Consider the following 26,213-nt stretch of genomic DNA (forward strand, 5'->3'; position numbering starts at 1 on the left):
TCAGCCCGTGAGTTCTTTATTGAGATAACCGAGGTTTCTATGCAAACACGAATTGAACATGACACTATGGGTGAGATTGAAGTTCCAAATGAAGCATTGTGGGGGGCACAGACTCAACGCAGCTTACAGAACTTTAAAATCGGGCAGGAACGATTACCCCGTGCCATGATTCGAGCGATGGGTTTGGTAAAAAAGGCTGCTGCAATAACCAATGCTGAACTTGAACAACTACCACAAGATTTGAGTCAATATATTGTGGGTGCTGCTGAAGAGGTCATTGATGGCAAGTGGGACTCCCAATTTCCTTTAGTTGTCTGGCAAACAGGTTCTGGTACGCAAAGTAACATGAACTGCAATGAAGTGATTGCCAATATTGCAAACCAGAAATTAGGGCAAGCCTTAGGTGCTCAAAAACCAGTACATCCAAATGATCACGTTAATCGTGCTCAATCAACAAACGACTCCTTTCCAACGGCCATTCACGTGGCAGCAAGTTTGCAAATTAATGAATTACTCATCCCTGCTGTAGAGCAGCTCAAAGCGACTTTGCAAAAAAAGTCAGATGAGTTTCAGGATATTGTCAAAATTGGCCGTACCCATTTGCAAGATGCTACTCCATTAACCTTAGGTCAAGAATTTAGTGGCTATGTATCACAGCTTGAGCATGGATTGGTTCGACTACAACAAGCTTTAAGTGGTTTATATGAGTTGCCATTAGGTGGTACAGCGGTAGGTACAGGATTAAATGCACATCCCGACTATGCAGTAAAAGCAGCAACTCAGCTTGCACTACTTACAGGTTTACCTTTTGTAACTGCACCCAATAAATTTGAAGCTCTAGCAGGACGGGACGCCGCTGTTTTTGCATCAGGTGCATTAAAAACTTTGGCTGTAAGCTTAAACAAAATCGCGAATGATATTCGTTGGCTGGCAAGTGGACCTCGTTGTGGTTTTGGTGAAATCCGGATTCCAGAAAATGAGCCTGGTTCAAGCATTATGCCTGGGAAAGTAAACCCAACACAAAGTGAAGCAATGACCATGGTTGTTGCGCAAGTGCTTGGAAATGATACGACCATTAACGTAGCAGGTGCTTCAGGTAACTTCGAATTAAACGTCTTTATGCCAGTGATTGCTTATAACTTATTGCAGTCTATTCAATTGCTTGGTGATGCGTGTAATAGCTTTAATGACCATTGTGCAGTAGGAATTGAGCCTAATCGCGACAAGATTGATCACTTCTTGCATAATTCTCTGATGCTGGTTACAGCTCTAAATCCGGTAATCGGCTATGAAAATTCTGCAAAAGTTGCAAAGACTGCTTATAAAGAAAATAAAACTTTGAAGCAGGTAGCTGTTGAGCTTGGTTTAGTTACAGCAGAGCAATTTGACGAAGTCGTTAAACCTGAAAAAATGGTTTCTCCAAATAGTAAATAATCACTAAAATAATGTAAGTGTTAATATTTATATAAAAGCCCTCAAATGAGGGCTTTTATATTTCCGAATTTATCGTATACCTTGAGATAGGAATATCTCAAAGTAAGCCGTCTATGTATTCCCAGCCATGAGATTTCATAGCTTCAAACTTCTTTTTTAGCTCTTCTTTTTCGTAGTCATGTGTATCGCGTGCTAAAAGAACATGATACGAGTTGGATTCTGGTTCTATAGTCACTTCAATAATCTCTACTGGTTCAATCACTCCACTCTCAGTTAAACCAGAATCTATAAAACACATTCCTTTTACAGGAATAACAGTACAATCATATTCCTTGGAAATAAAATAATTATTTGCTGAAGCGGAATACGTACGTGATGCTCTAACTTTCATGTGTACCTCCTTCAAGCGTAAAAAGGGAATGTTTTAGTCTGGCGTGCTTCCACAGTTACTTCTGTTTAATTTATATAGTGATTTTATTTTTATAGTTCAATATTCAACTTATCGATTTTTTATTAGCATATACAGATGTTAGCTATGTTCTACTGTTAAGGTTTTAAAAACTTATGAATCAAAAGACACTTTCAGTTGTTTTAGTTCCTGGTTATATGCTTGATGAATCACTGTGGAATGAAGTCATAAATGAGGTGCCTAAAGAGTGGAATATATCTCGAGCTACTTTAAAAGAAGGGCAAACAATAAAAGAGATTGCTCAGAATATTGCTAAAAATGCGCCTGAGAGCTTTGTATTGATAGGATTCTCACTTGGAGGATATATCGCTAGATCTATAGTGGAGCAATTTCCTGAAAAAGTTAAGGCGCTTGTTTTAATAGCCTCTTCATTACGTTCAGATACAGAAGAGCAGAAAAATCAAAAGTTAACCGCAATTAAACTTAATTCTGAGAAAACTTTCCATGGGCTAAGCTCAATATCAATTGAAAAAATACTTCATCCATCAAATGTGCAGAATCGTGCTCTTGTAAAAAGAATCCAAGAAATGGGAAAAACTTTGGGTTATGAAGAGTTTGTTAAACAATCGATGTTAGATAGAAGCTCTTATGATATGAGTAAGATCGCATGTCCAACTTTAATTATTTCTGGTGCTGAGGACCAGCTCCGCTCCAAGGAAGAAGCCATAGAATTATTAGATCAATTACCACATGCAAAGCTTGAGATAATTAAAAATACGGGCCATATGATTCCGATTGAACAGCCGAAAGCATTGGTTTCAGTGATTTTAACTTGGTTAAGTAGTTATCTTTCATGAGGGCCTAACTTTCGTTTTCTTCGTCAGAATCTTGATAATCTTGAAAACTTGATTACCAAGTTTGATTTTTTGATGAACAGTTGCATGATCAAGCTCATCCCATAACTCAAATGGGAAAAACTCCGAACTATGATCAAATATCCATAACCATTGATAGCTATTGTTAAGGGTATTCTTATCAAAACGAACATCTTGAACTTTGACAATTTTAAACTGTTTACGATGTTCATCTTGAAGAATAACTTCATGATTCTCCATTAGACATCCACGCATTAAAAACAATTTTCAATTGTACTAAAATTAATAGTGTCTGATTAACTTGTTAAGTTGGCATTAATTTACAAAAGATTTCGGGTTGTTAAAGTTTGTCATTTTCAAAAAGAAAATAATCTTTACTTTTGAAATACAAGGTTTTAATTAGGTTACATTGTAAGAAATATGTGCAAATGTCAGAATGTACAGTGAAATCTATCTTCGAGTATCGCTATGAGTTTAATAGGCTTTATGTATGCAAGTAAAACCAATAGTGAACATAGTCAAATAAAACAAGATTTAATTGATATTCTCACTGAAGCAGTCAAATTCAACTCTCATAATGATATTACAGGAGTACTTTACTATGGTAATGGATACTTCTTACAATATTTAGAAGGTGAGAAAGAACAAGTCGAATCGCTATTTTATAAATTAATTTTGAAAGATTCGAGACACCAGAACTGTGAAATCATCTTTTCAGAACCATCCGAACAACGTCTATTTAAACATTGGAGTATGAAATTTGCTCCCATTAACACGAAAATAAAAGAATTCTTTCATCATCATCATGTTGATGAGTTTAATCCTTATCTGCTTAACACTACATCTATTCCATCTTTTATTGAATTGCTTGTAGATCAACCAAACCATAAAGTTGATCAATATCAAGGTTAATCAAAATCAGGAATTGCAGTAGATTTTTAATTATCCTATGTAAAATTAAGCTCTCTTCGGAGAGCTTTTTATCACGAAGGTTGAAACTTTCACTAATTAATGGCGAATTGGCGTTGAATAAGCCGTCATAATTGTTAAAATGCCCACCTTGTCCTGTTTTTATATTGTTTTTTGTTTTGCATTTATTTCGCAAAGTTAGAGATAAAATTATTAAAAACAGCTGCTTAGTTAAGGATTTTTGAATGCTCTCTATTTATTTGACAGATACCCAACAACACGTGCAATTTAATGATTATCCTAGTGATCAGCCGGTTAAGTTTCTGTTAAATCTTAAAAAGATTTTCCCAAGTACAGCGGATTTATTATTACCAGTTTTACCTGAAGATAATGATTTAGAAAACGTAACGTGGGAATCAACCTCAAAAGATTTTGAAGTCTTTAAAAAGCTATTAGCGGGATGGGGTGTGATTGAGCTTCGTTTAAATGCAATCACTGCTTATAAAGATAAAAACTTTGCAAATGAGCTAGTGAAACAAGCACAGGTAAAACGTAAGAAAACAGCGCAAAAAAATCATCAGCTTTCTTTAGTTGCTTTGGATTATATTTTTATGCACGAAGTTCATGCATTGATTGATGCTGAGCTGGTCACTATTGGTGAAAAATTCTACTTACCAACCTTGCGTGAGCAATGGAAGGGTACGGTTTCAGACCAAGTGCTCAACGGGAAACTCTAATTTTAGTGCAAAAGGTGAATTTATAAAAATTCACCTTTTTTATTGTTAATTAAATCAATAGCTTATATTTTTAAGATTGCTTATACAAAAGTTTACAAGAAAAGAATGCGTTTTTTCTAATGTGGCAGATACATTGCTTATATAAATACAAAATTATTGCGGGAGAGAGGTTCATTAAGAACCCGCCGAAGGAGCAACAAGCCCGGAAACTCTCAGGCAAAAGGACTGTAATAATTAAAAAATCTGGAGAGAAGCTTAGATTTATAAGAATGGAAAACAATAACTTATAAATTATAAACTCACCGAAGGGGAAGATCTAAACGTTAAAAGGTAACGTTGGGGTCGAAACTCTCAGGTACCAATGACAGATGGGCTGTACTGATGAAATGTTTTGCATTTCTGAGGAGTCTGTTATGCCACATGTTATTGTGATAGGTGCGGGAATCACAGGGGTTACCTCTGCTTATGAGTTATCGCAACTGGGTTATCAAGTCACAGTGATTGATCGACATTTATATCCTGCAATGGAAACATCATTTGCCAATGGAGGGCAATTATCGGCTTGTAACGCCGAAGTATGGAACCAAAAAGCTACCGTGATTAAAGGCTTTAAATGGATGAGACAAAAAGATGCTCCGCTATTGTTGAATCCTTCATTTAGTTTGCATAAGTATAGTTGGCTAGTTGAATTTCTATCACATATTAAAAACTATGAGGCGAATACGATTGAGACGGTCCGTTTGGCATTGCTCGCTCGTAAGCGTTTATTTGAAGTAGCTGAAAAAGAGCAGCTTGAGTTTGATTTGGAGAAACGTGGAATTCTCCATATGTATCACAGTAAGGCTGACTACGAAATTGCTAAACAAGTTAATAATGTATTGAACAAAGGTACATTGGAGCGCTATTCGGTTTCACCTGATGAAATGAAAACAATAGAACCATCTTTGACGGGTGACTATTTCGGTGGCTATTACACACCAAGTGATGCGACGGGTGATATTCATAAATATTCAACCTCTTTGGCTGAGAAGACTAAGGAATATGGCGTTCAATATAAGTTCGGCCTAGAAGTTATGGATATTAAGTGCAGCGCAGACAAAGTAGTCGTAACTTGTCAGCCAAGTACTGAGCATCCTTATCTGGTTGAGTCCGATAACATTCAGCTTGAAGGTGATGTACTTGTTGTTTGTGGTGGTGTAGGGAGCTATCAACTTGCCGATATGATTGGTGAGAGAGTAAATGTGTATCCAGTAAAAGGTTATTCAATTACCGTGCAATTAAAAGATGAGCACAGTGTAAACAATGCTCCTTGGGTGAGTTTACTAGATGAAAGTGCAAAAATTGTGACTTCTCGTTTAGGTAAAGATCGACTGCGTGTGGCAGGGACTGCTGAGTTTAATGGCTATAACCGCGACATACGGGCTGATCGTATTCAACCATTAGTGAATTGGGTTAATCGTAACTTTGATATTTCAACTGAGCATGTGGTGCCTTGGGCAGGGTTAAGACCAATGATGCCGAATATGCTGCCTGTTGTTAAGCAATCTAAACAACCTCGTGTTTTTTATAATACAGGGCATGGGCATTTAGGTTGGACTTTGTCTGCGGCAACCGCAGTTTTAGTCGGTCAGGATATTGCTCAAAAATATCCAGCGTAGAAAGTAAAAAGCCAGTGTTCAAACACTGGCTTTTATTTTAAGCGTTAGTCATATAAGCGGTAGATTCCGCTAAAACGTTCACAGCCTTTTTGCTGAGTTTTTACCTTCAGTAAAGCTTTTTGAAAATTAAACTGATATTTACAGTTGTGCTCATTGTCTAAAATTTCACTTTTTTGTTCAGGCGAACTATACGCCATCAATGAAATCGTTTGAGTTTCTTTGCGATTATTTGGGTTGCGGTATGCTATCCCTTCAATCTTGATTTTGTCTTTCGCGAGTTGATGGACTTGAATGTGTACAGGCTGAGCGGCTATATGTCCATTCTCAAACTTAAGATAATGTTGGGTAAGCGTTTGCTTAAGCGACGCATAAAAATTTAAGTCATCAGTACGTAAATCAAACTGTTGTTGAATGCATGTATTGCTCTTGCATTGCTGAGTGTGTTTAGACCATAACTTTTGTGTATCCTGTAAAAGCTGTAAGGGGGCATCAGTAACTAAATATGCAGAAAGATATTTATTATTGAGTTGCTTTCTTGATTCACTAAATGTTTTTGAGCAGATTTTAAGCTCAGTTCCAGTATTGGAACAGTCTATTGATTCTGCAAAGACAAGAGGTGAACATAAACAACTCAGTGTCATGACAAAACTTAATCTTTTCAATTGATTCATATCAGTATTAGACAGCATGATCGCTTATACTTTCAGTCTACTTTGCTAGGTGTACTATAGCGAAACAGAAAGGCTGAATACAAGATTTCTTAAGTTTTTATGGAAGGTAATAATTTATATGGTTGCTCAGATTCGTATTGGACAAGGAATAGATGTACATGCCTTTGAAGAGGGGAACTTCGTTACATTGGCGGGTATTCAAATTCCACATACACATGGTTTGAAAGCGCACTCTGACGGTGATGTTGTACTTCATGCGCTATGTGATGCTTTATTAGGTGCTTTAGCGCTTGGTGATATTGGACAACATTTTCCTGATACTGACCCAGAATACAAAGGCGCAGATAGCCGAGTATTGTTAAAGCATGTTTATCAATTGATCTTAGACCGTGGTTATCAGTTAAATAATGCCGATATTACGGTGGCTTGCGAGCGTCCAAAATTAGCTAAGCATAATCTTGAAATGCGTCAAAGCATTGCTGACGTTCTAAATGTAGATATTAATCAAATTAGTATTAAAGCAACGACAACCGAAAAACTTGGGTTTACCGGTCGTCAAGAAGGAATTTTGGCTACAGCGACTGTTTTAGTCTCTCATCACACCAAGTGATCGGCCTGCTGCAAAGACTGTTGAAGTTCTAAAGTTGCCTTACGGCCTTGTAGCTGTAAGGTAATACTATGGATGAGTCCAGTCCAAGTCTCATTAGGTTCCCAAATTTCGTGTAATAAATCCTGAGAAGTCGGCATATCTATATTCATATAAAACTGTCTATAGACATACATAAGGCAACTTACGCGTTTATTTTTGGCGCAATGTATCCAAACAATTTCGTTTTGCACTAAATGATCAATCAAATCTAAAACTAATAAGCACTGTTCAGCAGAAGGCATCTCCCAATCAATTGGAATATGAATATAATTTAAACCAAGGTCTAAACAAATACGATCTTCATTTTCAAGATGATTTGAAGCATTAGTTAAAGCAAGGTTAATGACTGTGCTACAACCAAACTCTTTAATCAATTTTAGTTGTTCAGCAGAAGGCTGGGCCGAGCTAAATAAATGTTCATGAATAATCGAAAATGCGGGAATTTGAGATAATGATTGTTCAAGGGTTGTCATGATCGCACTCTACAAGAGTAGGCTTAGCTTATTGTGTAGAATGTTATACACGATTCTAGAGAATAGTTGAAATACAGCCTGCTTATATATTCGGCAACGTTATCAAATTTTTAAAAATAATTAACTGGAAGAGTACAAGTCTTATAAAATAAAAAACAGCATCATTAAGATGCTGTTTTTTTAACTCAAAATTTAAGCTTTTTTTAGATTTTCATTCAATAAAAATTCGACTAAAGCTTTTTGAGCATGGAGACGGTTTTCTGCTTCGTCCCATACGACTGCATTTTTATAATCGAGCATGGTTTCAGAAATTTCTTCGCCGCGATGAGCAGGTAAGCAGTGCATGAATAAACAGTCTGGGTGAGCAAGGCTCATTAATTTTTCGTTAACTTGAAAATCAGCAAAGGCTTTTTCACGAAGTTTTTGCTCTTCTTCTTGGCCCATACTTGCCCATACATCAGTCACAATAAGGTCAGCATTTACTGCTGCATCTTCCGCATTATCATAAAGCTCAACGCAATGACCAAACTCCGCTAAAAATTCAGATTTAGGTTCATATCCTTTTGGCGATGCAATTTTGAGTTTGAAACCCATCATGTGCGCAGCTTCAATATATGAATTACACATATTATTACCATCACCAACCCAAGCAACGGTTTTGCCTTCAATGCTGCCGCGGTGTTCAATATAAGTTTGTAAGTCAGCAAGTAACTGGCATGGATGATGATCATCAGTTAAGCCGTTAATTACAGGAACTTTTGAATAAGATGCAAAACGTTCAACAATGTCATGACCGAAAGTACGAATCATCACAATATCAAGCATACTTGAAATTACACGTGCTGAATCTTCGATTGGTTCACCACGGCCTAATTGTGTGTCACGAGGCGATAAAAAAATCGCACTACCGCCAAATTGGTTAATACCTGCTTCAAAAGAGATACGTGTACGCGTACTTGATTTCTCAAAAATCATTCCCAATACTTTACCAACAAAAGGCTGGTAGACCTTATTGTCATGTTGCATTTTTTTAAGCTCGCTTGCGCGTTCTAAAATGCGATTAAGTTCTAGAGTGGATAGATCACGTAAAGTCAGGAAATGTCTTAGAGCCATGTAGCTACTCCATAATAATTGTTTTGAAATATAACAATTATCTGTTGTTGGCTGGGTGGATGTGGGAAAAAAGAAGTCTACTATACTATAAGCATTTTAAAATGCAAAAGAATTAGACTTTATGATGGCCTTTTAAGAAAATATCTACACAATATTCAATATAATCAAAAGCTTCTTTCTCATCTGGAAGAGCTGGCATACCCATAATCATACGCCATTCAATATCTCGTAAAATCCCGAAATACATGAGTGAAGAATAATACGGAGAATTACAGGTAATTTCGCCTGATTTATCCGCAAACTCTAATGCTTGAGTAAGTGTATTTTGTAAATTATGTACCCATTTGTCATATAAGTATTGTATGAGGACAGTGTTACATTCGGTCTGTTCAATAATAAGTCTTAAAAATGCAACATGTTCGGGCTGAATAATATGAATATATACACGATTAAGTGTTTGAATCAGATATTCTCTTAAAGTGCTTTTCTCTGGTTGGAATGGAATGCAAATATCTTTAAAAAACATTTCACGTTTATGATCACATATAGCCGTAAAAAGTCCTTCTTTATTGCCAAAATATTTATAAATAGAAGCCTTAGAGCCACCTGCATGATTAACAATATCATCGAGAGATACAGCATCATATCCTTTCTCTAGGAACAGCTCGGTCGCGCTTAACAATAGAGCTAAACGACGTTCAATACCGCGGCGTGTTTGAGGTTTCTCACATGCAAGGTGATGTGAATCCAGGACTGAATCATGCATAAAATTTAATAACAACAACTGACTTTGCTTATCTAGTATAGCAAAACTATCTTTAGTGATGGTCATAACCATTTTTTTAGATCATATGCTGAACAGTAAGTGGCTAATTCAAAAAATAAACTAATAGAAAATATAAGCTTAGAGTTGGTTGTAGAGGGGTTTTATGATGTAACCTTATGTTTACATTATATTTTAATGAAAAATCTGATTTAAAAATAAAGCGGCTAAGAATGACTTAACCGCTCTGAAGTTAAATAACGAGATTTCTAGGCTTCAGTTTGAGTAACCTTGTGCTCATCTTCTTCATCATCATCTGCAGAATCCATTCCAAGTTCCTTTAACTTGCGTGTTAAGGTGTTGCGACCCCAACCTAATAATTCCGCTGCGTGACGTTTGCGTCCACGTGTTTGTTGCAAGGCTGCGTTAATCAATGTGCGTTCAAACATTGGTGTGGCAATATCCAAAATTTTCATTTCACCATTTTTAAGCTTTTGAATAGCCCATTGATTTAGTAGTTCATCCCAATGATGTAGAGAAATACGTTCAAATGAAGGTGCTGGTTGACTAGAATCACTATTCTTTTGCAATGGAACTTGTTTGAGCTCAGAAGGTAAATCTTCCGGATAAACTTCGCGGCCCGTAATCATTACAGTTAGCCAGCGGCAAGTATTCTCAAGTTGTCGTACGTTACCTGGCCATGGTAACTGTTGCATATAGTCTGTCGTCTCGGTACGTAAGATTTTTGGACTTACGCCAAGCTCTTTGCCTGCACGCGCAAGGAAATGCTGCGCAAGCATTGGGATATCTTCACTACGGTGGGCAAGCTTAGGAATGTGAATACGAATCACATTTAAGCGGTGATATAAGTCTTCACGGAAGCGACCTTCATTTACCAGTTTCTCTAGATCCTGATGCGTTGCCGCAACAATTCGAACATCTACTTTAACGGGAATGTGTCCGCCTACACGATAGAACTCACCGTCAGCGAGTACGCGAAGCAATCGAGTCTGAGTTTCAAATGGCATATCACCAATTTCATCAAGGAACAGTGTTCCACCATTTGCCTGTTCAAAGCGGCCTTGATGCTGAGTATTTGCCCCTGTGAAAGCGCCTTTTTCATGACCAAATAACTCGGTTTCAATCAAGTCTTTTGGTATCGCAGCCATATTTAAAGCAATAAAAGGCTTGGCACGGCGTGGGGAGTGCTTGTGTAAAGCATGAGCAACTAATTCTTTACCCGTACCCGATTCACCATTAATTAAAACAGTAATATGAGATTGCGATAAACGGCCGATAGCACGGAAAACCTCCTGCATTGCCGGAGATTCACCAATAATTTCTGTTGATTGAAGAGGTGAGGCTGTTTTTGTAGCTTCTTGCTGTTGTAGTTTATTAATATGCAGGATTGCGCGATTGACTAAAGCTAAAGCTTCATCAATATCAAAAGGCTTTGGTAAATATTCAAACGCGCCTGTTTGATAGCTTGATACGGCAGACTCTAAGTCAGAATGTGCTGTCATAATAATGACAGGTAAATCTGGATGAGTGTTTTTGACTTTAGATAAAAAAGTTAAACCATCAATTCCAGGCATGCGGATGTCAGTTAAGATGACATCGGGGGCATCATGGTGCAAACGTTCCAGCGCAGTTTGAGCTTCTTCAAAATTGGTAACATCAAAACCTTCCTCTTTAAAGGTCTTTTCCAATACCCATCGCATGGCGCGATCATCATCAATAACCCATATTTTATTTCGCGACACGGTCTGACTCCCAAGGTAAATATAAGCTAAAAATTGTTTTTCCAGGAACAGATTGGCATTCAATCATTCCGTTATGTTGATGCATAATATTCTGTGCAATACTCAGGCCAAGCCCAGTACCTTTTGCTCGTCCAGTAACCAATGGATAGAATACTGACTCCAAAATACTTTCAGGAATGCCTGGTCCATTGTCCTCGATATCGACTCGCACTGTAGATCGATTTAGTACACCGTTAATTGTGACAAGACGTTGTATACGTGTACGTAGAATTAACTCCGGTTCGTGATCTATAAAAAATGCTTTGTTTTCTGTTATGGCTTGAATTGCATTTACACTAATGTTGAGCATGACTTGTATTAACTGATCACGATCGGCATTAACATCGGGTAAAGACAAATCATAATCCCGTATAATTTTAATTTTCTTCTTTGTCTGGTTGGCGATAAGTGAACGCACTCGCTCCAAAGGCTCGTGTACGTTAACATTTTCATAACTTGGGAGTTGTCTAGAACCCAACATAGTATCTGCCAAGTTAGTTAAACGATCTACTTCATTAATAATGACATCTGTAAATTCAGCATAACTCTTATCGTTTAAACTGCGAGCGAGTAATTGAGTTGCACCACGAATACCTGCCAGTGGGTTCTTAATTTCGTGAGCAACGCCACGTACAAGCTGTCTGGCCACCTGATGTTGTTGTACCAGATTTTCTTCTTTAGAAATCTTTAACATACGATCAATCGGGTTGAGCTCAATCAAGAGTAATGGGTGATAACTTTTACCTGCATTTAATTGAGACACTGTGTAATCAACATGAAGGTCTTTAAAGTTGACATTAATAACCGCTTCTCGACGAGTATAAGGTTGACCCGTTTTAATAGTGTTTAATAACGCTTCATGTGTATTAAAAGTATCATCTGGGGCATGAAGTAAGTTCAAAACCGGCTGTCCTGAAGCTCGAAGCAAACTAATGTCAAATAGTGCTTCGCAGGCAGAATTTAAGTAAAAAATATTCAAGTTACTATCGATCAATAAAATCGCAGTAGTTAAGTTGTCTACCAATAGGCGATAGTCGATAGGGTTGTGTTGATCCATTAGAGAATCGTTCCTGTCTTAAAATAGCGCAATGGCATCTTCATTGGTTATCGGATTTTCACCGTTATAGAACATGAACGATGCAAAATATACGCCAACTTTGTTTATGGGTTATTTTAAAGTTTTAAAGTATTTAAAAACGCGCTGAAATCGGTCTTTATATCGGTTGATCAAAACTGATGGCTTGAATATAGATAATAACATGATCCAACTTGGTGCAAAGGTGAGTTTTGGTGCAAATGTTGGTCGTATTTTGGTGCATTACACAAAGAGTAGGCTTTCCACCTATGCTTGAGACAAGAAAAGACATACAATACGCGCATTCAAGTGGAGCGCAGATTCATGAAGACCCCCAAAGTCGGTTTTGTTTCTTTAGGTTGTCCTAAGGCATTGGTAGATTCTGAACGAATTTTAACTCAGTTAAAGACTGAAGGTTATCAAGTTGCATCAGATTATGATGGTGCTGATTTAGTTGTTGTTAATACCTGTGGTTTTATCGAATCTGCGGTACAAGAGTCGCTAGATGCAATTGGCGAGGCCATGAGTGAAAATGGTCGAGTAATCGTTACTGGATGCTTAGGTAAAGACGAAGACAAAATTCGTCAAATGCATCCAAACGTTTTAAAGGTTACTGGTGCAGCAGCTTATCAAGATGTAATGGAAGCTGTACATGAATATGTCCCAGCACCACCTAAACACAACCCGTTTGTTGATTTGGTTCCTGAACAAGGAATTCGCTTAACACCAAAACATTATGCCTATTTAAAAATATCTGAAGGATGTAACCACCGTTGTACCTTCTGTATTATCCCAAGTATGCGTGGCGATCTAGTATCGCGTCCAGTTGGAAGTGTACTGGAAGAAGCCGCTGCGCTTAAAAGAGCAGGTGTTAAAGAAATCTTGGTTATTTCCCAAGATACATCAGCTTATGGTGTAGATACCAAGTACAAACTTGATTTCTGGAATGGCCAGCCTGTTAAAACAAAATTCTTTGATATGTGTGAAGCACTAGGCCAACTTGGTATCTGGGTGCGCTTACATTATGTTTATCCATACCCACATGTTGATGCGGTTATTGACTTAATGGCACAAGGTAAAATTCTGCCATATCTTGATATTCCATTCCAACATGCAAGCCCGCGTATTCTTAAGTTAATGAAGCGTCCGGCTCACAGTGAAAATACACTCGAAAAAATTAAATTGTGGCGTGAAAAATGCCCGGATCTTGTGATTCGCTCTACATTTGTAGTGGGTTTCCCAGGCGAAACTGAAGAAGATTTTCAAATATTGCTCGATTGGTTAGTTGAAGCTGAACTTGATCGTGTTGGCTGCTTTACCTACTCACCAGTAGAAGGCGCTACGGCAAATGATTTACCCGATCATGTGCCTGAAGAAATTAAGCAAGAGCGTTACGAGCGCTTTATGCAAGTGCAGCAACAAATTTCTGCTGCTAAGTTGCAAAAACGTATTGGTCAAACGATGACTGTATTAGTCGATAGTTTGGAAGATGAATATCCTGTTGCTGTTGCACGTTCTTATGCCGATGCTCCGGAAATTGACGGTAATGTCTTTGTAGAAGATATCGATAAGAGCACTATTCAACCAGGCGATATGTTGGAAGTCGAAATCACCGATGCGGATGAATACGACTTATTTGCAAAGTTAATTAAAATTAAGTCGGTTTAATCGATAACGATTCAAAAAAGCATTCAGTTTAAGAGGTTTTGGAGCAAACTCATGGCGGAAACAATTAGCCCCCGTTATTCACGCATTTTATTAAAACTATCTGGTGAAGCATTATCAGGTAACAAAGACATGGGTATTGATGCCCAAGTTCTTGATCAAATGTCCCTTTCAATTGCTCACTTAGTTGGCTTAGGCGTGCAAGTGGGTATCGTTGTTGGTGGCGGTAACTTGTATCGTGGTAGTCAGTTGCAAAAGGATGGCTTGGTTGGTCGTGTAACAGGCGATCAAATGGGTATGCTTGCAACTGTAATGAATGGTTTGGCTATGCGTGATGCATTGGTTCGCCGTAATATCAGAACTCGCCTTATGTCTGCATTACCAATTGGTACAGTAGTAGAGTCTTATTCAAGTCGTGATGCTATCCGTCACTTGAGTCAGGGTGAAGTTTGTGTTTTTGTTGCTGGTACAGGAAATCCATTCTTTACGACTGATACGGCAGCTTGCTTACGCGGAATTGAAATTGAAGCAAATTTAATTCTAAAAGCGACCAAAGTAGATGGCGTATATAATAAAGATCCAAGTAAATACGAAGATGCGGTTAAATATGATCATTTAACCTTTGATCAGGTATTGGACGAAAAACTTGGTGTTATGGATTTGACAGCTATTTGTTTATGTCGTGACCATAATGTGCCATTACAAGTTTTTGATATGAATAAATCAGGCGCGCTATTGTCAGTAGTCATGGGCGAAAAAGAAGGTACACGCGTTACTAAATAATGTACGTGTTGACGAAAGCTCTTTATACTAGCGCTAAATTAAATTTGTTAAAACATCCTTGAATAAATAAGTAAGGTAGATCATATGATTAACGATCTGAAAAAAGACAGCGAACAGCGTATGTTGAAAACTCTTGAGTCTTTGGAACTAGGGTTTGCTAAAGTTCGTACCGGCCGTGCACACCCATCAATCTTAAATGGGGTAATGGTTCCTTACTATGGTTCTGATGTGCCTTTAAATCAAGTGGCAAACGTTGGTGTTGAAGATTCTCGTACACTTCTTGTTCAGCCATTTGAACGTACAATGGTTTCAGCTATTGATAAGGCAATTCGTGAGAGTGATCTTGGTTTAAACCCAATTACAGCGGATGCAATTCGTGTACCTTTACCTGCATTAACTGAAGAAACACGTCGTGATATGCAAAAAATTGCGCGTAGCGAAGCTGAAAATGCAAAAGTTGCAATTCGTAATATTCGTCGTGATGTATTAGGTGATATCAAAGCATTATTAAAAGAGAAAGAAATCTCAGAAGATGATGAGCGCCGTGCAGGTGATGATATCCAGAAAATCACTGACAAATATGTTGCAGAAGTAGACAAGCGTCTTGCAGCGAAAGAAGCAGAATTGATGAAGGTCTAAATTTTATGACCGATTCAGAAGAGTATCATCTTCCTAAGCATGTTGCCATCATCATGGATGGCAACAACCGCTTTGCAAAAAAAAATCAAATGCAAAAAGGTGATGGACATCGAGAGGGTAAAAATGTTCTTGATCCTATCGTTGAACATTGTAAAAAAACAGGTATTCGTGCTTTAACGGTTTTTGCATTTTCAAGCGAAAACTGGAATCGACCACAATTTGAAGTCGATCTGCTTATGAAACTTCTTGAAGAAACTATTCATGAGCAAATACCTCGCATGAAGAAATTTAATATTGCTTTGCGTTTCATTGGTGATCGTTCCAGATTACCGTCACACCTAGTTGCCTTAATGGAAGATGCAGAGCAACAGACAGCACATCATAACACTATGACCTTAACTATTGCTGTGAGCTATGGTGGGATGTGGGATATTGCAAATGCAGCAAAACAAGTTGCTGAAGCGGTTTCCCGTGGTGAATTTGGTGCTGATCAAATAAATGTTGATTTGTTCGAAAAATATGTCAGTCTAAACGATCTGCCAGCTGTGGACTTATTGATCCGTACAGGTGGGGATTATCGCATATCTAATTTCTTGTTATGGCAAGCAGCATATGCGGAGCTGTATTTTACTGATACTTTATGGCCAGAATTTACAGTACAAGAATTCGATCATGCATTGAATGTTTTTTCAGGGCGTGAACGTCGTTTTGGCAAAACATCTGAACAAATTCAGCAAGAGAAAATAGAGAACTTATAATGTTAGAGCGGATTGTTACCGCATTGGTACTTGTCGCAGTTGTTTTAGGCTGTATGTTTGCTACGCAATCACATTATCCAATGTTGGTTCTTATGATTGTAGCAGCAGGGGTAGCGGGGTATGAATGGTATAAATTAATGCCCCATGAAACTGTAAATGCTGTAAAGCCAAAAGCTTGGTGCTATGGTCTGCTTGTTGCATTCGTTTCAGGCGTTGCTCTATTTTTCCATGATATTGCATTATTGTTGTGGTCAGCTTCAATTTTGACTTGGCTTGTAAGCGTTTATTGGGTCAAATCTTTTCCTGAATTTGATGGGTGGTATAACGCTACTCTATATGTAATTGGCATTATTTTAGTTTGTGCTGCGGTAACTTCAATTTTTGTTGTTTGGCAAAGTTCACCATGGTGGTTAATGTATCTGTTCTTACTCGTGTGGGGTGCAGATAGTGGTGCTTACTTTGTTGGTCGTAAATTTGGTAAAAGAAAACTAGCACCAACAGTAAGTCCGAACAAATCGGTAGAGGGCTTGTATGGTGGTATTATCACGACCATACTGGTAATGTTGGTTGTGCAATATCAGTATCTAAATTTAACTTTAATTCAGCAAATCCTGTTTCTTATCTTGTCACTGATTACAGTATTCGGTTCAGTTTTAGGTGATTTATTTGAGTCGATGATTAAACGTCGTGCTGGTATTAAAGATTCTGGACGTGTACTACCTGGTCATGGTGGTGTTTTAGATCGTATTGATTCTTTACTTGCTGCAGCCCCGATCTTTGCAACGGGAATGTATATATTAAAACTTATTGGTGTAGATTTATAAATGACACAATCTGTTTGCATATTGGGTGTAACCGGTTCCATTGGGCAAAGTACCTTAAAAATTTTAAATCAACATCCTGATAAGTATTCAGTATTTGCAATTTCAGCTCATAGTCGAATTTCTGAATTGGTTGATATATGTAAAGAATTTCAACCAAAAATTGTAGTTGTTCCAAAGCAAAAAGTTGACGAATTAGCAGTTTTATTTGTAAAGAATGAATTACAAGATATTGAAATTTTGACTGATCAGGAAGGGCTAGTAAGTATCGCATCTCATCCAGATGTTGATGTAGTTATGGCTGCAATTGTTGGAGCAGCTGGTTTATTACCAACATTAGCGGCTGTAAAAGCTGGTAAACGCGTATTGCTTGCTAATAAAGAAGCTTTGGTCATGTCTGGTGAAATCATGATGCAAGCAGCACGTGATCATCAGGCATTATTATTACCGGTAGATTCAGAACACAACGCTATTTTTCAATCATTACCTCATAATTATTTAGAGGCTGAAAGAAATGGACAACCGCAACAGGGTGTATCAAGAATCTTATTGACCGCTTCAGGTGGACCATTTTTAAACCATTCGTTAGAACAATTAGAAAAAGTTACTCCTGCACAGGCTTGTAAGCATCCCAATTGGTCTATGGGACAGAAAATCTCAGTTGACTCAGCTACTCTTATGAATAAAGGGTTAGAGTTGATTGAGGCATGTCATTTGTTTTCAATATCTGAACATTTTGTTACAGTTGTTGTTCATCCACAAAGTATTATTCATTCTATGGTGCAATATGTTGACGGTTCAACATTGGCTCAAATGGGTAATCCAGACATGTGTACACCGATTGCCCATGCATTAGCATGGCCAGAGCGTTTACAGACTAATGTTCCTGCTTTAGATTTATTTGAATATTCTCAGCTTAATTTTCAAGCACCGGATATTCAGAAATTTCCAGCACTTGATTTAGCCCGTCAGGCAATGCGTGCGGGAGGGCTGGCACCTACTATTTTAAATGCTGCAAATGAGGTTGCCGTTGCTGCATTTTTAAAGGAACAGATTGGATTTACAAATATCCCACAAGTGGTAGAGCATACTTTGCAAAAATTGGAAAACTCAGTTGCTGATAATATCGAGTCTATTTTGAATAAAGATGAAGTAGCACGACATGTAGCACAGCAGTATATATCAAGTATAGGAGGCTGAAATGAGCGCATTATTTATGATTGCAGCAGCAGCTCTCTTGCTCGGTCCATTAATTGCAATTCATGAGTTCGGTCATTATTGGGTGGCACGAAAACTTGGTGTTAAGGTTCTAGTTTATTCTATTGGTTTTGGTCCGACATTACTTAAGTGGACATCAAAAAAATCTGGAATTAAGTACCAACTTTCAGCTTTGCCTCTAGGCGGTTATGTAAAAATGCTCGATGAGCGCGAAGGTAATATTGCAGAGCAAGATTTACCTTATGCATTTAACCGTCAAAAACCATGGAAGCGTATAGCAATTGTTGCGGCTGGACCTTTAATTAACTTGATTTTTGCTGTTTTACTTTTTTGGATTTTATTTTTACCAGCACAGGAACAATTAAATACAAGAGTGGGTAAGGTTGTACCCAACTCGCCAGCTGCTACAGCTCAACTACAAGTAGGTGACAAGATTATTGCTGTTGACGGAAAGGAAACGCAAACTTGGGAAAAACTTAACTTTGCTTTGATTGATCGTGTAGGTGAAACTGGTAGCTTGAATATCGATGTAGATCGTGCAGGTACTGAGAAAAATATTGTTTTACCAATTAAAGATTTTTTAAAAAACCAAAATGAATCAGCTTTAGATGTATTAGGCTTTTTACCTTATCGTCCTGTTATTCCCGCTGTTGTAACTGAGTTGACTGCAGATGGAGCAGCAATTCGTCAAGGAATGAAAGTCGGTGATCGTATTGTTTCAATTAATGGTCAAGTAATGAAAGACTGGTTTGATGTTGTGGAAGTTGTGCAACATTCACCAGAAAAATTACTAAGTATTGATGTGTTGCGTAATGGTCAACTCGTTCATTTGCAAGTCATGCCTCAAGGAAAGCGTGACAATATGGGGCAAGTGAGCGGTGTCTTAGGCGTAAAAAGTGATGCAGGAAAAATTACAATTCCTGACGAATATAAGCAAACAATTCAATATACTCCAATACAAGCTTTCCAGATGTCGCTAGATAAGACTGGCCAAATCTCTAGCATGATATTGAGTTCGATAGTAAAAATGGTTAAGGGTTTAATTGGCTTAGAGAATCTTTCTGGACCAATTACAATCGCGAAAGTAGCGGGACAAAGTGCAGAAATGGGATGGCAGACTTTTATCTCATTTATGGCTTTAATGAGTGTAAGTCTTGGAATTTTAAATTTATTGCCAATTCCAATGCTAGATGGTGGACATCTCGTTTATTACATTATTGAGGCTATTCGTGGTAAGCCTGTTTCTGAACAAATACAAATGTTTGGTCTAAAAATTGGTATGGTACTGCTCGGTAGTATGATGCTTTTAGCTTTATTTAACGATTTTATGCGTTTGTAAACGTATATAGATTTATAACTTACTGGAAAAACTGGCATGCGGCACACACATTTTTTAATGCCTTTGGCACTTGTTAGCGCTATGGCAGCGGTACAACAAGCATATGCAGCTGATGATTTCGTTGTTCGAGATATTCGTATAGATGGATTGGTCCGTCTAACTCCTGCAAATGTTTCTACCATGTTGCCAATCAACAGTGGCGATCGCGTTAATGAACCGATGATCGCAGAAGCAATTCGAACATTGTATGCCACTGGACTTTTTGACGATATTAAAGCATCAAGAGATAACGATACTTTAGTGTTTAATGTCGTAGAGCGCCCAATTATTTCAAAGCTTGAATTTAAGGGTAATAAACTTATTCCTAAAGAGGCTTTAGAGCAAGGCCTTAAAAAAATGGGCATTGCTGAAGGCGAAGTTTTTAAGAAGTCAGCTTTACAAACAATTGAAACTGAATTAGAGCAGCAATATACTCAGCAAGGCCGTTATGATGCTGATGTAACTGTTGATACGATAGCTCGTCCAAATAACCGTGTTGAACTTAAATTAAATTTTAATGAAGGTACGGCTGCTAAAGTTTTTAATATCAATATTATTGGTAATACTGTTTTTAAAGACAGTGAAATTAAACAAGCTTTCGCAGTTAAAGAAAGTGGTTGGGCTTCAGTTGTAACCCGTAATGACCGTTATGCTAGAGAAAAAATGGCAGCGAGCCTTGAAGCTTTGCGTGCGATGTATCTGAATAAAGGTTATATCAATTTTCATATCAATAATTCACAGCTCAATATTAGTGAAGATAAAAAGAATATCTTTATTGAAGTTGCAGTAGAGGAAGGTAGTCAGTTCAAATTTGGTCAAACCAAATTTTTAGGTGACGCACTTTATAAACCTGAAGAACTGCAAGCTTTAAAAATCTATAAAGATGGCGATACCTATTCTCAAGAAAAGGTAAATGCTGTTAAGCAATTGTTATTACGTAAATATGGTAATGCTGGTTATTACTTTGCAGATGTAAATGTTGTTCCGCAAATTAATAACGAAACGGGTGTTGTTGACTTAAACTATTATGTAAACCCAGGTCAGCAAGTAACCGTACGTCGTATTAACTTTACAGGTAATAGTAAAACTGCTGATGAGGTATTACGTCGTGAAATGCGTCAAATGGAAGGCGCTTTAGCGAGTAATGAAAAAATTGATTTGTCTAAGGTTCGTTTAGAGCGTACAGGATTCTTCAAAACAGTTGATATTAAACCAGCTCGTATCCCAAATTCACCAGATCAGGTGGATTTAAATGTAAATGTTGAAGAACAACACTCGGGAACTACAACATTAGCCGTAGGTTACTCGCAAAGTGGTGGTATCACATTCCAAGCAGGTTTGAGCCAAACTAACTTTATGGGAACGGGTAACCGTGTTTCGATCGATTTATCTCGTTCTGAAACTCAAGATTACTATAACTTAAGTGTTACCGACCCTTACTTTACAATTGATGGGGTGAGCCGAGGTTATAATGTTTACTATCGTAAAACAAAGTTAAATGATGACTATAACGTTAATAACTACGTAACCGATAGTTTTGGTGGAAGTTTAAGTTTTGGTTACCCAATTGATGAAAATCAGAGTTTAAGTGCGTCATTAGGTGTTGATAATACTAAAGTAACGACGGGTCCTTACGTGTCTACCTATGTTCGTGATTATTTATTAGCGAATGGGGGTAAGGCGACAGGTCAAGATACTTACTGCCCATCAGATCAGTTGGAAACAACTACAGATCCAGTTACAGGAGCGGTTACATATACTGGTAAATGCCTTGTTACACCAATTCCATATAATAATGCATTTGAAGGTGAGTTCTTTACATATAACTTAAATTTAGGTTGGTCATATAACACCTTAAATAGACCAATTTTCCCTACTTCAGGTATGTCACATCGTGTAGGTCTGGAAATTGGTTTGCCAGGTAGTGATGTTGATTATCAAAAAGCAACTTATGATGCACAGGCATTCTGGCCAATTAAAGACACAGGTTTCGTGCTGCGTGGTTACGGTAAACTTGGTTATGGTAATGATTTACCATTCTATAAAAACTTCTATGCAGGTGGTTATGGTTCTGTACGCGGTTATGATAACAGTACCTTGGGTCCTAAGTATGCAAGTGTAAATTTACAAGAAACCAAGCAAAATGACGGTTCTCCAGAAGAAGTAGGTGGTAACGCTCTTGTACAATTTGGTACTGAATTAGCTTTACCATTACCTTTTAAAGGAGATTGGACTCGCCAAGTACGTCCAGTGTTATTTGCTGAAGGTGGTCAAGTATTTGATACTAAATGTGACGTTGGTTCTTATTCTATGATTATGAATGGTCAGCAAATCGCAGATGCTAAAAAATACTGTGAAGACAACTACGGTTTTGACTTAGGTAATATGCGTTATAGCGTAGGTGTTGGCTTCACATGGATCACCATGATCGGACCATTATCTCTTAGCTATGCATTCCCTCTAAATGATAAGCCTGGTGATGAAACTAAAGAGATCCAGTTTGAAATCGGTCGTACTTTCTAAGTACGACTTGACTAAACATGCAATAAGGACACAAATTAAGATGAAAAAATTAAATATATTAATGTTAGGATTAGGCCTTACAGTTTCTGCTATGACTAATGCAGCTGGTTATGGTGTTATTGATCTTGCTAAAGTTGTTGAAAGTAGTACTTATTTAAAACAACAAAATGCAAGTTTAAATCAATCTGTTAAACCAACAACAACTCGTCTTGAGCAGTTGGGTAAAGAGTTAGAAGGTCTTCAACGTCAAGCCCAAACCCAAGGGCAAAAAATGAAAGAAGATGATATTAAGAAGCTTCAGACTCAATATCAGTCAAAATTAAATGAATTCAACTCAACTCAACAAGGTTTGCAATCTAAAGTTCAAACTAGTTTGCAAGGAATGAACTCAACTTTTGAGAGCCGTGTGAAGCAAGCAGCTGAACAATTACGAAAAGAAAATAATCTTGACTTCATTTTGAATAAAAATTCGACCGTTGCCTATGACGCTAAATATGATTTAACTGATAAAATGATACAAAAGGTTAATTCAATGAAATAAATTAATGAAAGTGCAACATTATCGTTTAGATGAACTAGCTCACCTAGTGAATGGTGAGTTAGTCGGTGCGGGTAGTCTTCAATTCATAAACCTGGCAAGTTTAGAAAATGCTGAACCTTCTCATATTACTTTCGTAAATGGCGAAAAGTATATCGATCAAGCAAAGGCTAGCCGTGCGGGTGCGTACATTGTTACAAGCTCTATTAAAGAACAGCTTACTGATAAACAAAATTTTATTATTGTTGATAATCCATATTTGGCTTTTGCCATCCTTACCCATGCTTTTGATAAAAAGATCACATCAATAGGTATTGAAAGTACTGCTCAAATTCATCCTTCCGCAATTATTTCTAAAAAAGCATATATTGGCCATTACGTTGTAATTGGTGAAAATTGTGTAGTAGGTGAGAACACGATTATTCAGTCTCATACTCGTCTGGATGATAATGTGGAAATTGGAAAGGATTGTTTTATTGATTCTCATGTCACCATTACTGGCGGTTCTAAATTACTTGATCGTGTTCGAGTTCATGCAAGTACTGTAATTGGTAGTGAAGGCTTTGGCTTTGCACCATATCAAGGTAAATGGCATCGTATTGCACAATTAGGTTCAGTTATTATTGGTAATGATGTCCGTATTGGATCAAATTGTAGTATTGATCGAGGGGCACTAGATAATACGATTTTGGAAGATGGGGTAATTATTGATAATCTTGTGCAAATCGCACATAACGTTCATATTGGTTCCAATACAGCGATTGCTGCTAAATGTGGAATTGCTGGAAGCACTAAAATTGGCAAAAACTGTATTCTTGCAGGAGCCTGTGGTGTGTCTGGTCACCTTTCAATCACTGATAATGTGACTTTAACTGGAATGTCAATGGTCACAAAAAATATTTCTGAAGCTGGTACCTATTCTTCAGGAATTGGATTATTTGAAAATAGTCATTGGAAAAAGACAATTGTACGCTTGCGACAATTAGCAGATGTGCCATTGACCCAAATCACTAAACGACTTGATCATATACAAGCTCAAATAGAGTCTCTTGAATCAACTTTTAATTTGCGTAAATAGAATATTATGACCGAGTCAACTACACCTAAATTTGCCATCCCTGAATTACCAATGCAGATTCAAACGATTCGTCAATATTTGCCGCATCGTTACCCATTCTTATTGGTTGATCGTGTGACTGAAGTTACTGACAATAGTATTGTTGGTTATAAAAATGTTTCTATCAATGAAGAATTCCTCCAAGGACATTTCCCAGAATATCCGATTATGCCTGGTGTTCTAATTGTAGAAGCATTAGCTCAAGTTTCGGGCGTTCTGGGTTTTATCATGAACAATGAGACGCCAAAACCGGGTTCTTTATTCCTCTTTGCTGGTGCAGAAAAGGTTAGATTTAAAAAACAAGTAGTTGCTGGCGACCAACTTGTATTAAAATCTGAATTAGTAATGCAAAAACGCGGTATCTACAAATATAACTGTACGGCTACCGTTGACGGTATTGTAGCAACAACCGCTGAAATTATGATTTCACACCAAAAAACAGAGCAGGCATGAGCAATCACGATTTAATTCATTCTACGGCCATTATTGATCCATCTGCAGTGATTGCCCCGGATGTCCAGATAGGACCTTATTGTATTATTGGTCCAAATGTGACGATTGGCGCTGGTACTAAATTACATTCACATGTTGTAGTTGGTGGTTTTACCAAAATTGGTCAAAATAATGAGATTTTCCAGTTTGCAAGTGTTGGTGAAGTTTGCCAAGACTTGAAATATCAAGGTGAAGAAACTTGGTTAGAGATTGGAGATCATAATTTAATTCGTGAGCATTGCAGTTTACATAGAGGAACTGTACAAGATAATGCTTTAACTAAAATAGGTAGTCATAACTTATTGATGGTTAATACGCATATTGCACATGACTGTATTGTTGGTAATCATAATATTTTCGCAAATAATGTTGGTGTTGCTGGACACGTCCATATTGGTGATCATGTCATTATTGGTGGTAATTCGGGAATTCATCAATTCTGTAAAATCGATTCTTACAGTATGGTTGGTGGAGCATCTTTAATTTTAAAAGATGTGCCAGCTTATGTTATGGCATCTGGTAATCCAGCACATGCGTTTGGTATTAATATAGAAGGTATGCGTCGAAAGGGTTGGTCTAAGGATACAATTCAAGGCCTTAGAGAAGCTTATAAATTGATTTTTAAATCAGGCCTGACTTCTGTTCAAGCTGTTGAGCAGATTAAAAATGATATTCTTCCGAATGTTCCAGAAGCTCAATTATTAATTGACTCTGTTGAGCAATCAGAACGTGGTATTGTGCGTTAAGCCGAGATATTCAAAAAAAGACACCGCAATCTGCGGTGTCTTTTTTTCTTAAAAACTTTTATTTGTTAAAAAATTTGGCTTCTTCAGATTTTGGATACTGACTTAAAATTTTAGCTTTATATTGGTTTGCTGATACAGTATTTTTATCAACATCTTTGGCAATACTGTAGAGTTGATAAAGCGCGCGAGGAGCTTTACTAGAATTTGGGTATTGCGTAGCGACTACATTATAGTTCTTTTTAGCCTCATTATAATTTACCGGATCAGTTGCTAAATTAAACTCGGCTAACCAAAAATAGGCATTCCCTGTATAAACGCTATTAGGATGATTTTTGATAAAGTTTTGCATTGGAGCAATCGCTTTTTTCGCTCCACCTTGTTTGTAGGCATCTAAAGCGACAGTATAAGCTGCTTTTTCAAGTTCTACAGGGTTCGATTGATTTTGCATAGCAGGCGATGAAGCTGGTTGTGTTACTTGCGTTTGTGAGGGGGAAGTAACTTGACTTGCAGCAGTTGTAGTACTAGCTGCTTTATTGTCGGTAGGAGGAGCTTCTGAGCTTCCGGTAGCTGTAGCATCACTATTTGCTGTATTGTCTGGTGCTACACTTTCTGGATCTACTTTTTGATTTAGTAATTCCAAACGCTGATCTAAATCAGTATAGCGATTAGATAAATCTTTTTTCAGTTGTTCAATATCATTCGATTGTTCTTCTAACTGTCCGCGTAAGGTGCGTATATCATTTTCTAATTGTTGGTTTTTTTGCATCAATTCCCAATTTAAATTACTAGGGACTGAAGCGTTATTCGATGAAGTGTTAGTTGAACTACCACCACTTTGACTTAAACCGCGCGATTCAATTGGAATATTGGCATAGAGAGAAGTAGTGCTCATTAAGGCAATAAATAATAAAGAATGCTTCATCAATCGCATGAGTATAGGTCCATAATTTTATGTAAAAGCTAACTT

The 26,213-nt window shown here is 37.5% G+C and carries 27 protein-coding genes and 1 riboswitch; of the genes, 18 read left to right on the forward strand and 9 right to left on the reverse strand.

Annotation, left to right across the window (positions count from 1 at the left end; genetic code table 11):
• Nucleotides 1–39: 39 nt before the first annotated feature.
• A complete protein-coding gene (fumC, locus tag ACYU0V_RS07455; RefSeq protein WP_057090033.1) occupies nt 40–1,434 on the forward strand; it encodes a class II fumarate hydratase in 1,395 nt (464 codons plus the stop codon).
• A gap of 97 nt (nt 1,435–1,531) precedes the next feature.
• Here fumC and ACYU0V_RS07460 read toward each other — a convergent pair whose 3' ends face one another.
• Nucleotides 1,532–1,825 carry a hypothetical protein gene (locus tag ACYU0V_RS07460; RefSeq protein ID WP_068563099.1) on the reverse strand — a complete coding sequence of 98 codons (294 nt, stop codon included), beginning with the start codon at nt 1,823–1,825 and terminating at the stop codon, nt 1,532–1,534.
• A 173-nt stretch (nt 1,826–1,998) separates the two neighbouring features.
• Here ACYU0V_RS07460 and ACYU0V_RS07465 point away from each other — a divergent pair, with 173 nt between their 5' ends.
• Nucleotides 1,999–2,700 carry an alpha/beta fold hydrolase gene (locus ACYU0V_RS07465; protein ID WP_461849618.1) on the forward strand — a complete coding sequence of 234 codons (702 nt, stop codon included), beginning with the start codon at nt 1,999–2,001 and terminating at the stop codon, nt 2,698–2,700.
• On the opposite strand, the gene ACYU0V_RS07470 is transcribed toward ACYU0V_RS07465, so the two are convergent.
• Entirely contained in the window at nt 2,695–2,958 is a 264-nt protein-coding gene (locus ACYU0V_RS07470) for a hypothetical protein (protein WP_068530949.1), read from the reverse strand. The two genes, ACYU0V_RS07465 and ACYU0V_RS07470, sit on opposite strands and share 6 nt — an antisense overlap.
• A gap of 228 nt (nt 2,959–3,186) precedes the next feature.
• On the opposite strand from ACYU0V_RS07470, the gene ACYU0V_RS07475 reads away from it, so the two are divergent.
• The 3 genes from ACYU0V_RS07475 (at nt 3,187) to ACYU0V_RS07485 (ending at nt 6,022) form a co-directional block, all read left to right on the forward strand.
• Nucleotides 3,187–3,630, forward strand: a complete 444-nt coding sequence (locus ACYU0V_RS07475; RefSeq protein ID WP_005073889.1) for a BLUF domain-containing protein — start codon at nt 3,187–3,189, stop codon at nt 3,628–3,630.
• 242 nt (nt 3,631–3,872) lie between these two features.
• Complete coding sequence (locus tag ACYU0V_RS07480; RefSeq protein WP_002115670.1) at nt 3,873–4,364, forward strand: hypothetical protein; 492 nt, start codon at nt 3,873–3,875, stop codon at nt 4,362–4,364.
• Between the two features lie 149 nt (nt 4,365–4,513).
• Nucleotides 4,514–4,602, forward strand: a riboswitch (glycine riboswitch).
• Nucleotides 4,603–4,777: 175 nt separating this feature from the next.
• Nucleotides 4,778–6,022: a D-amino acid dehydrogenase gene (locus ACYU0V_RS07485; RefSeq protein ID WP_032006893.1), complete on the forward strand. Its 1,245-nt coding sequence runs from the start codon at nt 4,778–4,780 to the stop codon at nt 6,020–6,022.
• A gap of 44 nt (nt 6,023–6,066) precedes the next feature.
• Here the strand turns inward: ACYU0V_RS07485 and ACYU0V_RS07490 are convergent, their stop codons facing one another.
• Nucleotides 6,067–6,711 carry an A1S_1983 family putative colistin resistance protein gene (locus ACYU0V_RS07490; RefSeq protein WP_202744382.1) on the reverse strand — a complete coding sequence of 215 codons (645 nt, stop codon included), beginning with the start codon at nt 6,709–6,711 and terminating at the stop codon, nt 6,067–6,069.
• A 100-nt stretch (nt 6,712–6,811) separates the two neighbouring features.
• Between ACYU0V_RS07490 and ispF the strand changes: the two genes are divergently transcribed.
• Nucleotides 6,812–7,303: a 2-C-methyl-D-erythritol 2,4-cyclodiphosphate synthase gene (gene ispF, locus ACYU0V_RS07495; RefSeq protein WP_068530955.1), complete on the forward strand. Its 492-nt coding sequence runs from the start codon at nt 6,812–6,814 to the stop codon at nt 7,301–7,303.
• Here the strand turns inward: ispF and ACYU0V_RS07500 are convergent.
• The 5 genes from ACYU0V_RS07500 to glnL all read right to left on the reverse strand — a co-directional run bounded on the left by ACYU0V_RS07500 (nt 7,291) and on the right by glnL (nt 12,550).
• A complete protein-coding gene (locus tag ACYU0V_RS07500; RefSeq protein ID WP_009390169.1) occupies nt 7,291–7,815 on the reverse strand; it encodes a protein tyrosine phosphatase family protein in 525 nt (174 codons plus the stop codon). The two genes, ispF and ACYU0V_RS07500, sit on opposite strands and share 13 nt — an antisense overlap.
• A gap of 192 nt (nt 7,816–8,007) precedes the next feature.
• Nucleotides 8,008–8,928: an ornithine carbamoyltransferase gene (argF, locus tag ACYU0V_RS07505; RefSeq protein WP_032003821.1), complete on the reverse strand. Its 921-nt coding sequence runs from the start codon at nt 8,926–8,928 to the stop codon at nt 8,008–8,010.
• Nucleotides 8,929–9,040: 112 nt separating this feature from the next.
• Nucleotides 9,041–9,694 (reverse strand): TetR/AcrR family transcriptional regulator, encoded by a 654-nt coding sequence (locus ACYU0V_RS07510; RefSeq protein WP_005803466.1) that lies wholly within the window; start codon nt 9,692–9,694, stop codon nt 9,041–9,043.
• A 266-nt stretch (nt 9,695–9,960) separates the two neighbouring features.
• Entirely contained in the window at nt 9,961–11,454 is a 1,494-nt protein-coding gene (gene glnG, locus ACYU0V_RS07515) for a nitrogen regulation protein NR(I) (RefSeq protein ID WP_002115702.1), read from the reverse strand.
• Complete coding sequence (gene glnL / locus ACYU0V_RS07520; protein ID WP_002115631.1) at nt 11,441–12,550, reverse strand: nitrogen regulation protein NR(II); 1,110 nt, start codon at nt 12,548–12,550, stop codon at nt 11,441–11,443. The genes glnG and glnL overlap by 14 nt, the downstream gene beginning before the upstream one ends.
• A gap of 342 nt (nt 12,551–12,892) precedes the next feature.
• Between glnL and rimO the strand changes: the two genes are divergently transcribed.
• The 12 genes from rimO (at nt 12,893) to lpxA (ending at nt 25,246) form a co-directional block, all read left to right on the forward strand.
• Entirely contained in the window at nt 12,893–14,236 is a 1,344-nt protein-coding gene (gene rimO / locus ACYU0V_RS07525; RefSeq protein WP_002115588.1) for a 30S ribosomal protein S12 methylthiotransferase RimO, read from the forward strand.
• Nucleotides 14,237–14,287: 51 nt separating this feature from the next.
• Nucleotides 14,288–15,016, forward strand: a complete 729-nt coding sequence (pyrH, locus tag ACYU0V_RS07530; protein ID WP_000852257.1) for a UMP kinase — start codon at nt 14,288–14,290, stop codon at nt 15,014–15,016.
• An 84-nt stretch (nt 15,017–15,100) separates the two neighbouring features.
• Nucleotides 15,101–15,655: a ribosome recycling factor gene (gene frr / locus ACYU0V_RS07535; RefSeq protein ID WP_002115638.1), complete on the forward strand. Its 555-nt coding sequence runs from the start codon at nt 15,101–15,103 to the stop codon at nt 15,653–15,655.
• A gap of 5 nt (nt 15,656–15,660) precedes the next feature.
• The gene (uppS, locus tag ACYU0V_RS07540; protein ID WP_002115643.1) at nt 15,661–16,413 is read left to right on the forward strand and encodes a polyprenyl diphosphate synthase; all 753 of its coding nucleotides are present in this window, start codon (nt 15,661–15,663) and stop codon (nt 16,411–16,413) included.
• Nucleotides 16,413–17,237 carry a phosphatidate cytidylyltransferase gene (locus ACYU0V_RS07545; RefSeq protein WP_017385994.1) on the forward strand — a complete coding sequence of 275 codons (825 nt, stop codon included), beginning with the start codon at nt 16,413–16,415 and terminating at the stop codon, nt 17,235–17,237. Before uppS ends, ACYU0V_RS07545 begins: the two co-directional genes overlap by 1 nt.
• Nucleotides 17,238–18,434, forward strand: a complete 1,197-nt coding sequence (ispC, locus tag ACYU0V_RS07550; RefSeq protein ID WP_461849627.1) for a 1-deoxy-D-xylulose-5-phosphate reductoisomerase — start codon at nt 17,238–17,240, stop codon at nt 18,432–18,434. It abuts the gene before it with no gap.
• Between the two features lies 1 nt (nt 18,435).
• Complete coding sequence (gene rseP / locus ACYU0V_RS07555) at nt 18,436–19,791, forward strand: RIP metalloprotease RseP (RefSeq protein WP_461849628.1); 1,356 nt, start codon at nt 18,436–18,438, stop codon at nt 19,789–19,791.
• A 36-nt stretch (nt 19,792–19,827) separates the two neighbouring features.
• Nucleotides 19,828–22,353, forward strand: coding sequence for an outer membrane protein assembly factor BamA (gene bamA / locus ACYU0V_RS07560; protein ID WP_063098996.1), 2,526 nt, complete (start codon nt 19,828–19,830; stop codon nt 22,351–22,353).
• Nucleotides 22,354–22,393: 40 nt separating this feature from the next.
• Complete coding sequence (locus ACYU0V_RS07565) at nt 22,394–22,894, forward strand: OmpH/Skp family outer membrane protein (protein WP_014206985.1); 501 nt, start codon at nt 22,394–22,396, stop codon at nt 22,892–22,894.
• Nucleotides 22,895–22,898: 4 nt separating this feature from the next.
• Nucleotides 22,899–23,969: a UDP-3-O-(3-hydroxymyristoyl)glucosamine N-acyltransferase gene (gene lpxD / locus ACYU0V_RS07570; protein WP_199112750.1), complete on the forward strand. Its 1,071-nt coding sequence runs from the start codon at nt 22,899–22,901 to the stop codon at nt 23,967–23,969.
• Between the two features lie 6 nt (nt 23,970–23,975).
• The gene (gene fabZ, locus ACYU0V_RS07575) at nt 23,976–24,461 is read left to right on the forward strand and encodes a 3-hydroxyacyl-ACP dehydratase FabZ (protein WP_002115603.1); all 486 of its coding nucleotides are present in this window, start codon (nt 23,976–23,978) and stop codon (nt 24,459–24,461) included.
• Nucleotides 24,458–25,246, forward strand: a complete 789-nt coding sequence (gene lpxA / locus ACYU0V_RS07580; RefSeq protein ID WP_068563089.1) for an acyl-ACP--UDP-N-acetylglucosamine O-acyltransferase — start codon at nt 24,458–24,460, stop codon at nt 25,244–25,246. Before fabZ ends, lpxA begins: the two co-directional genes overlap by 4 nt.
• 58 nt (nt 25,247–25,304) lie before the next feature.
• Here the strand turns inward: lpxA and ACYU0V_RS07585 are convergent, their stop codons facing one another.
• Nucleotides 25,305–26,177 (reverse strand): YbgF trimerization domain-containing protein, encoded by an 873-nt coding sequence (locus ACYU0V_RS07585; RefSeq protein WP_068563088.1) that lies wholly within the window; start codon nt 26,175–26,177, stop codon nt 25,305–25,307.
• Nucleotides 26,178–26,213 lie beyond the last annotated feature (36 nt).

It is taken from the genome of Acinetobacter sp. X9 (assembly GCF_054889255.1).

What these genes read in the sequence shown, in the direction of transcription:
- rimO (WP_002115588.1), top strand. Translation starts at nt 12,893, where the DNA reads ATGAAGACCCCCAAAGTCGGTTTTGTTTCTTTAGGTTGTCCTAAGGCA.
- bamA (WP_063098996.1), top strand. Translation starts at nt 19,828, where the DNA reads ATGCGGCACACACATTTTTTAATGCCTTTGGCACTTGTTAGCGCTATG.
- fabZ (WP_002115603.1), top strand. Translation starts at nt 23,976, where the DNA reads ATGACCGAGTCAACTACACCTAAATTTGCCATCCCTGAATTACCAATG.
- uppS (WP_002115643.1), top strand. Translation starts at nt 15,661, where the DNA reads ATGACCGATTCAGAAGAGTATCATCTTCCTAAGCATGTTGCCATCATC.
- ACYU0V_RS07545 (WP_017385994.1), top strand. Translation starts at nt 16,413, where the DNA reads ATGTTAGAGCGGATTGTTACCGCATTGGTACTTGTCGCAGTTGTTTTA.
- rseP (WP_461849628.1), top strand. Translation starts at nt 18,436, where the DNA reads ATGAGCGCATTATTTATGATTGCAGCAGCAGCTCTCTTGCTCGGTCCA.
- ACYU0V_RS07490 (WP_202744382.1), bottom strand. Translation starts at nt 6,711, where the DNA reads ATGCTGTCTAATACTGATATGAATCAATTGAAAAGATTAAGTTTTGTC.
- lpxD (WP_199112750.1), top strand. Translation starts at nt 22,899, where the DNA reads ATGAAAGTGCAACATTATCGTTTAGATGAACTAGCTCACCTAGTGAAT.
- ACYU0V_RS07460 (WP_068563099.1), bottom strand. Translation starts at nt 1,825, where the DNA reads ATGAAAGTTAGAGCATCACGTACGTATTCCGCTTCAGCAAATAATTAT.
- ACYU0V_RS07565 (WP_014206985.1), top strand. Translation starts at nt 22,394, where the DNA reads ATGAAAAAATTAAATATATTAATGTTAGGATTAGGCCTTACAGTTTCT.
- ACYU0V_RS07500 (WP_009390169.1), bottom strand. Translation starts at nt 7,815, where the DNA reads ATGACAACCCTTGAACAATCATTATCTCAAATTCCCGCATTTTCGATT.
- argF (WP_032003821.1), bottom strand. Translation starts at nt 8,928, where the DNA reads ATGGCTCTAAGACATTTCCTGACTTTACGTGATCTATCCACTCTAGAA.
- ACYU0V_RS07480 (WP_002115670.1), top strand. Translation starts at nt 3,873, where the DNA reads ATGCTCTCTATTTATTTGACAGATACCCAACAACACGTGCAATTTAAT.
- ispF (WP_068530955.1), top strand. Translation starts at nt 6,812, where the DNA reads ATGGTTGCTCAGATTCGTATTGGACAAGGAATAGATGTACATGCCTTT.
- ACYU0V_RS07485 (WP_032006893.1), top strand. Translation starts at nt 4,778, where the DNA reads ATGCCACATGTTATTGTGATAGGTGCGGGAATCACAGGGGTTACCTCT.
- ispC (WP_461849627.1), top strand. Translation starts at nt 17,238, where the DNA reads ATGACACAATCTGTTTGCATATTGGGTGTAACCGGTTCCATTGGGCAA.
- frr (WP_002115638.1), top strand. Translation starts at nt 15,101, where the DNA reads ATGATTAACGATCTGAAAAAAGACAGCGAACAGCGTATGTTGAAAACT.
- pyrH (WP_000852257.1), top strand. Translation starts at nt 14,288, where the DNA reads ATGGCGGAAACAATTAGCCCCCGTTATTCACGCATTTTATTAAAACTA.
- ACYU0V_RS07510 (WP_005803466.1), bottom strand. Translation starts at nt 9,694, where the DNA reads ATGCATGATTCAGTCCTGGATTCACATCACCTTGCATGTGAGAAACCT.
- ACYU0V_RS07470 (WP_068530949.1), bottom strand. Translation starts at nt 2,958, where the DNA reads ATGGAGAATCATGAAGTTATTCTTCAAGATGAACATCGTAAACAGTTT.
- ACYU0V_RS07585 (WP_068563088.1), bottom strand. Translation starts at nt 26,177, where the DNA reads ATGCGATTGATGAAGCATTCTTTATTATTTATTGCCTTAATGAGCACT.
- fumC (WP_057090033.1), top strand. Translation starts at nt 40, where the DNA reads ATGCAAACACGAATTGAACATGACACTATGGGTGAGATTGAAGTTCCA.
- ACYU0V_RS07475 (WP_005073889.1), top strand. Translation starts at nt 3,187, where the DNA reads ATGAGTTTAATAGGCTTTATGTATGCAAGTAAAACCAATAGTGAACAT.
- ACYU0V_RS07465 (WP_461849618.1), top strand. Translation starts at nt 1,999, where the DNA reads ATGAATCAAAAGACACTTTCAGTTGTTTTAGTTCCTGGTTATATGCTT.
- lpxA (WP_068563089.1), top strand. Translation starts at nt 24,458, where the DNA reads ATGAGCAATCACGATTTAATTCATTCTACGGCCATTATTGATCCATCT.
- glnL (WP_002115631.1), bottom strand. Translation starts at nt 12,550, where the DNA reads ATGGATCAACACAACCCTATCGACTATCGCCTATTGGTAGACAACTTA.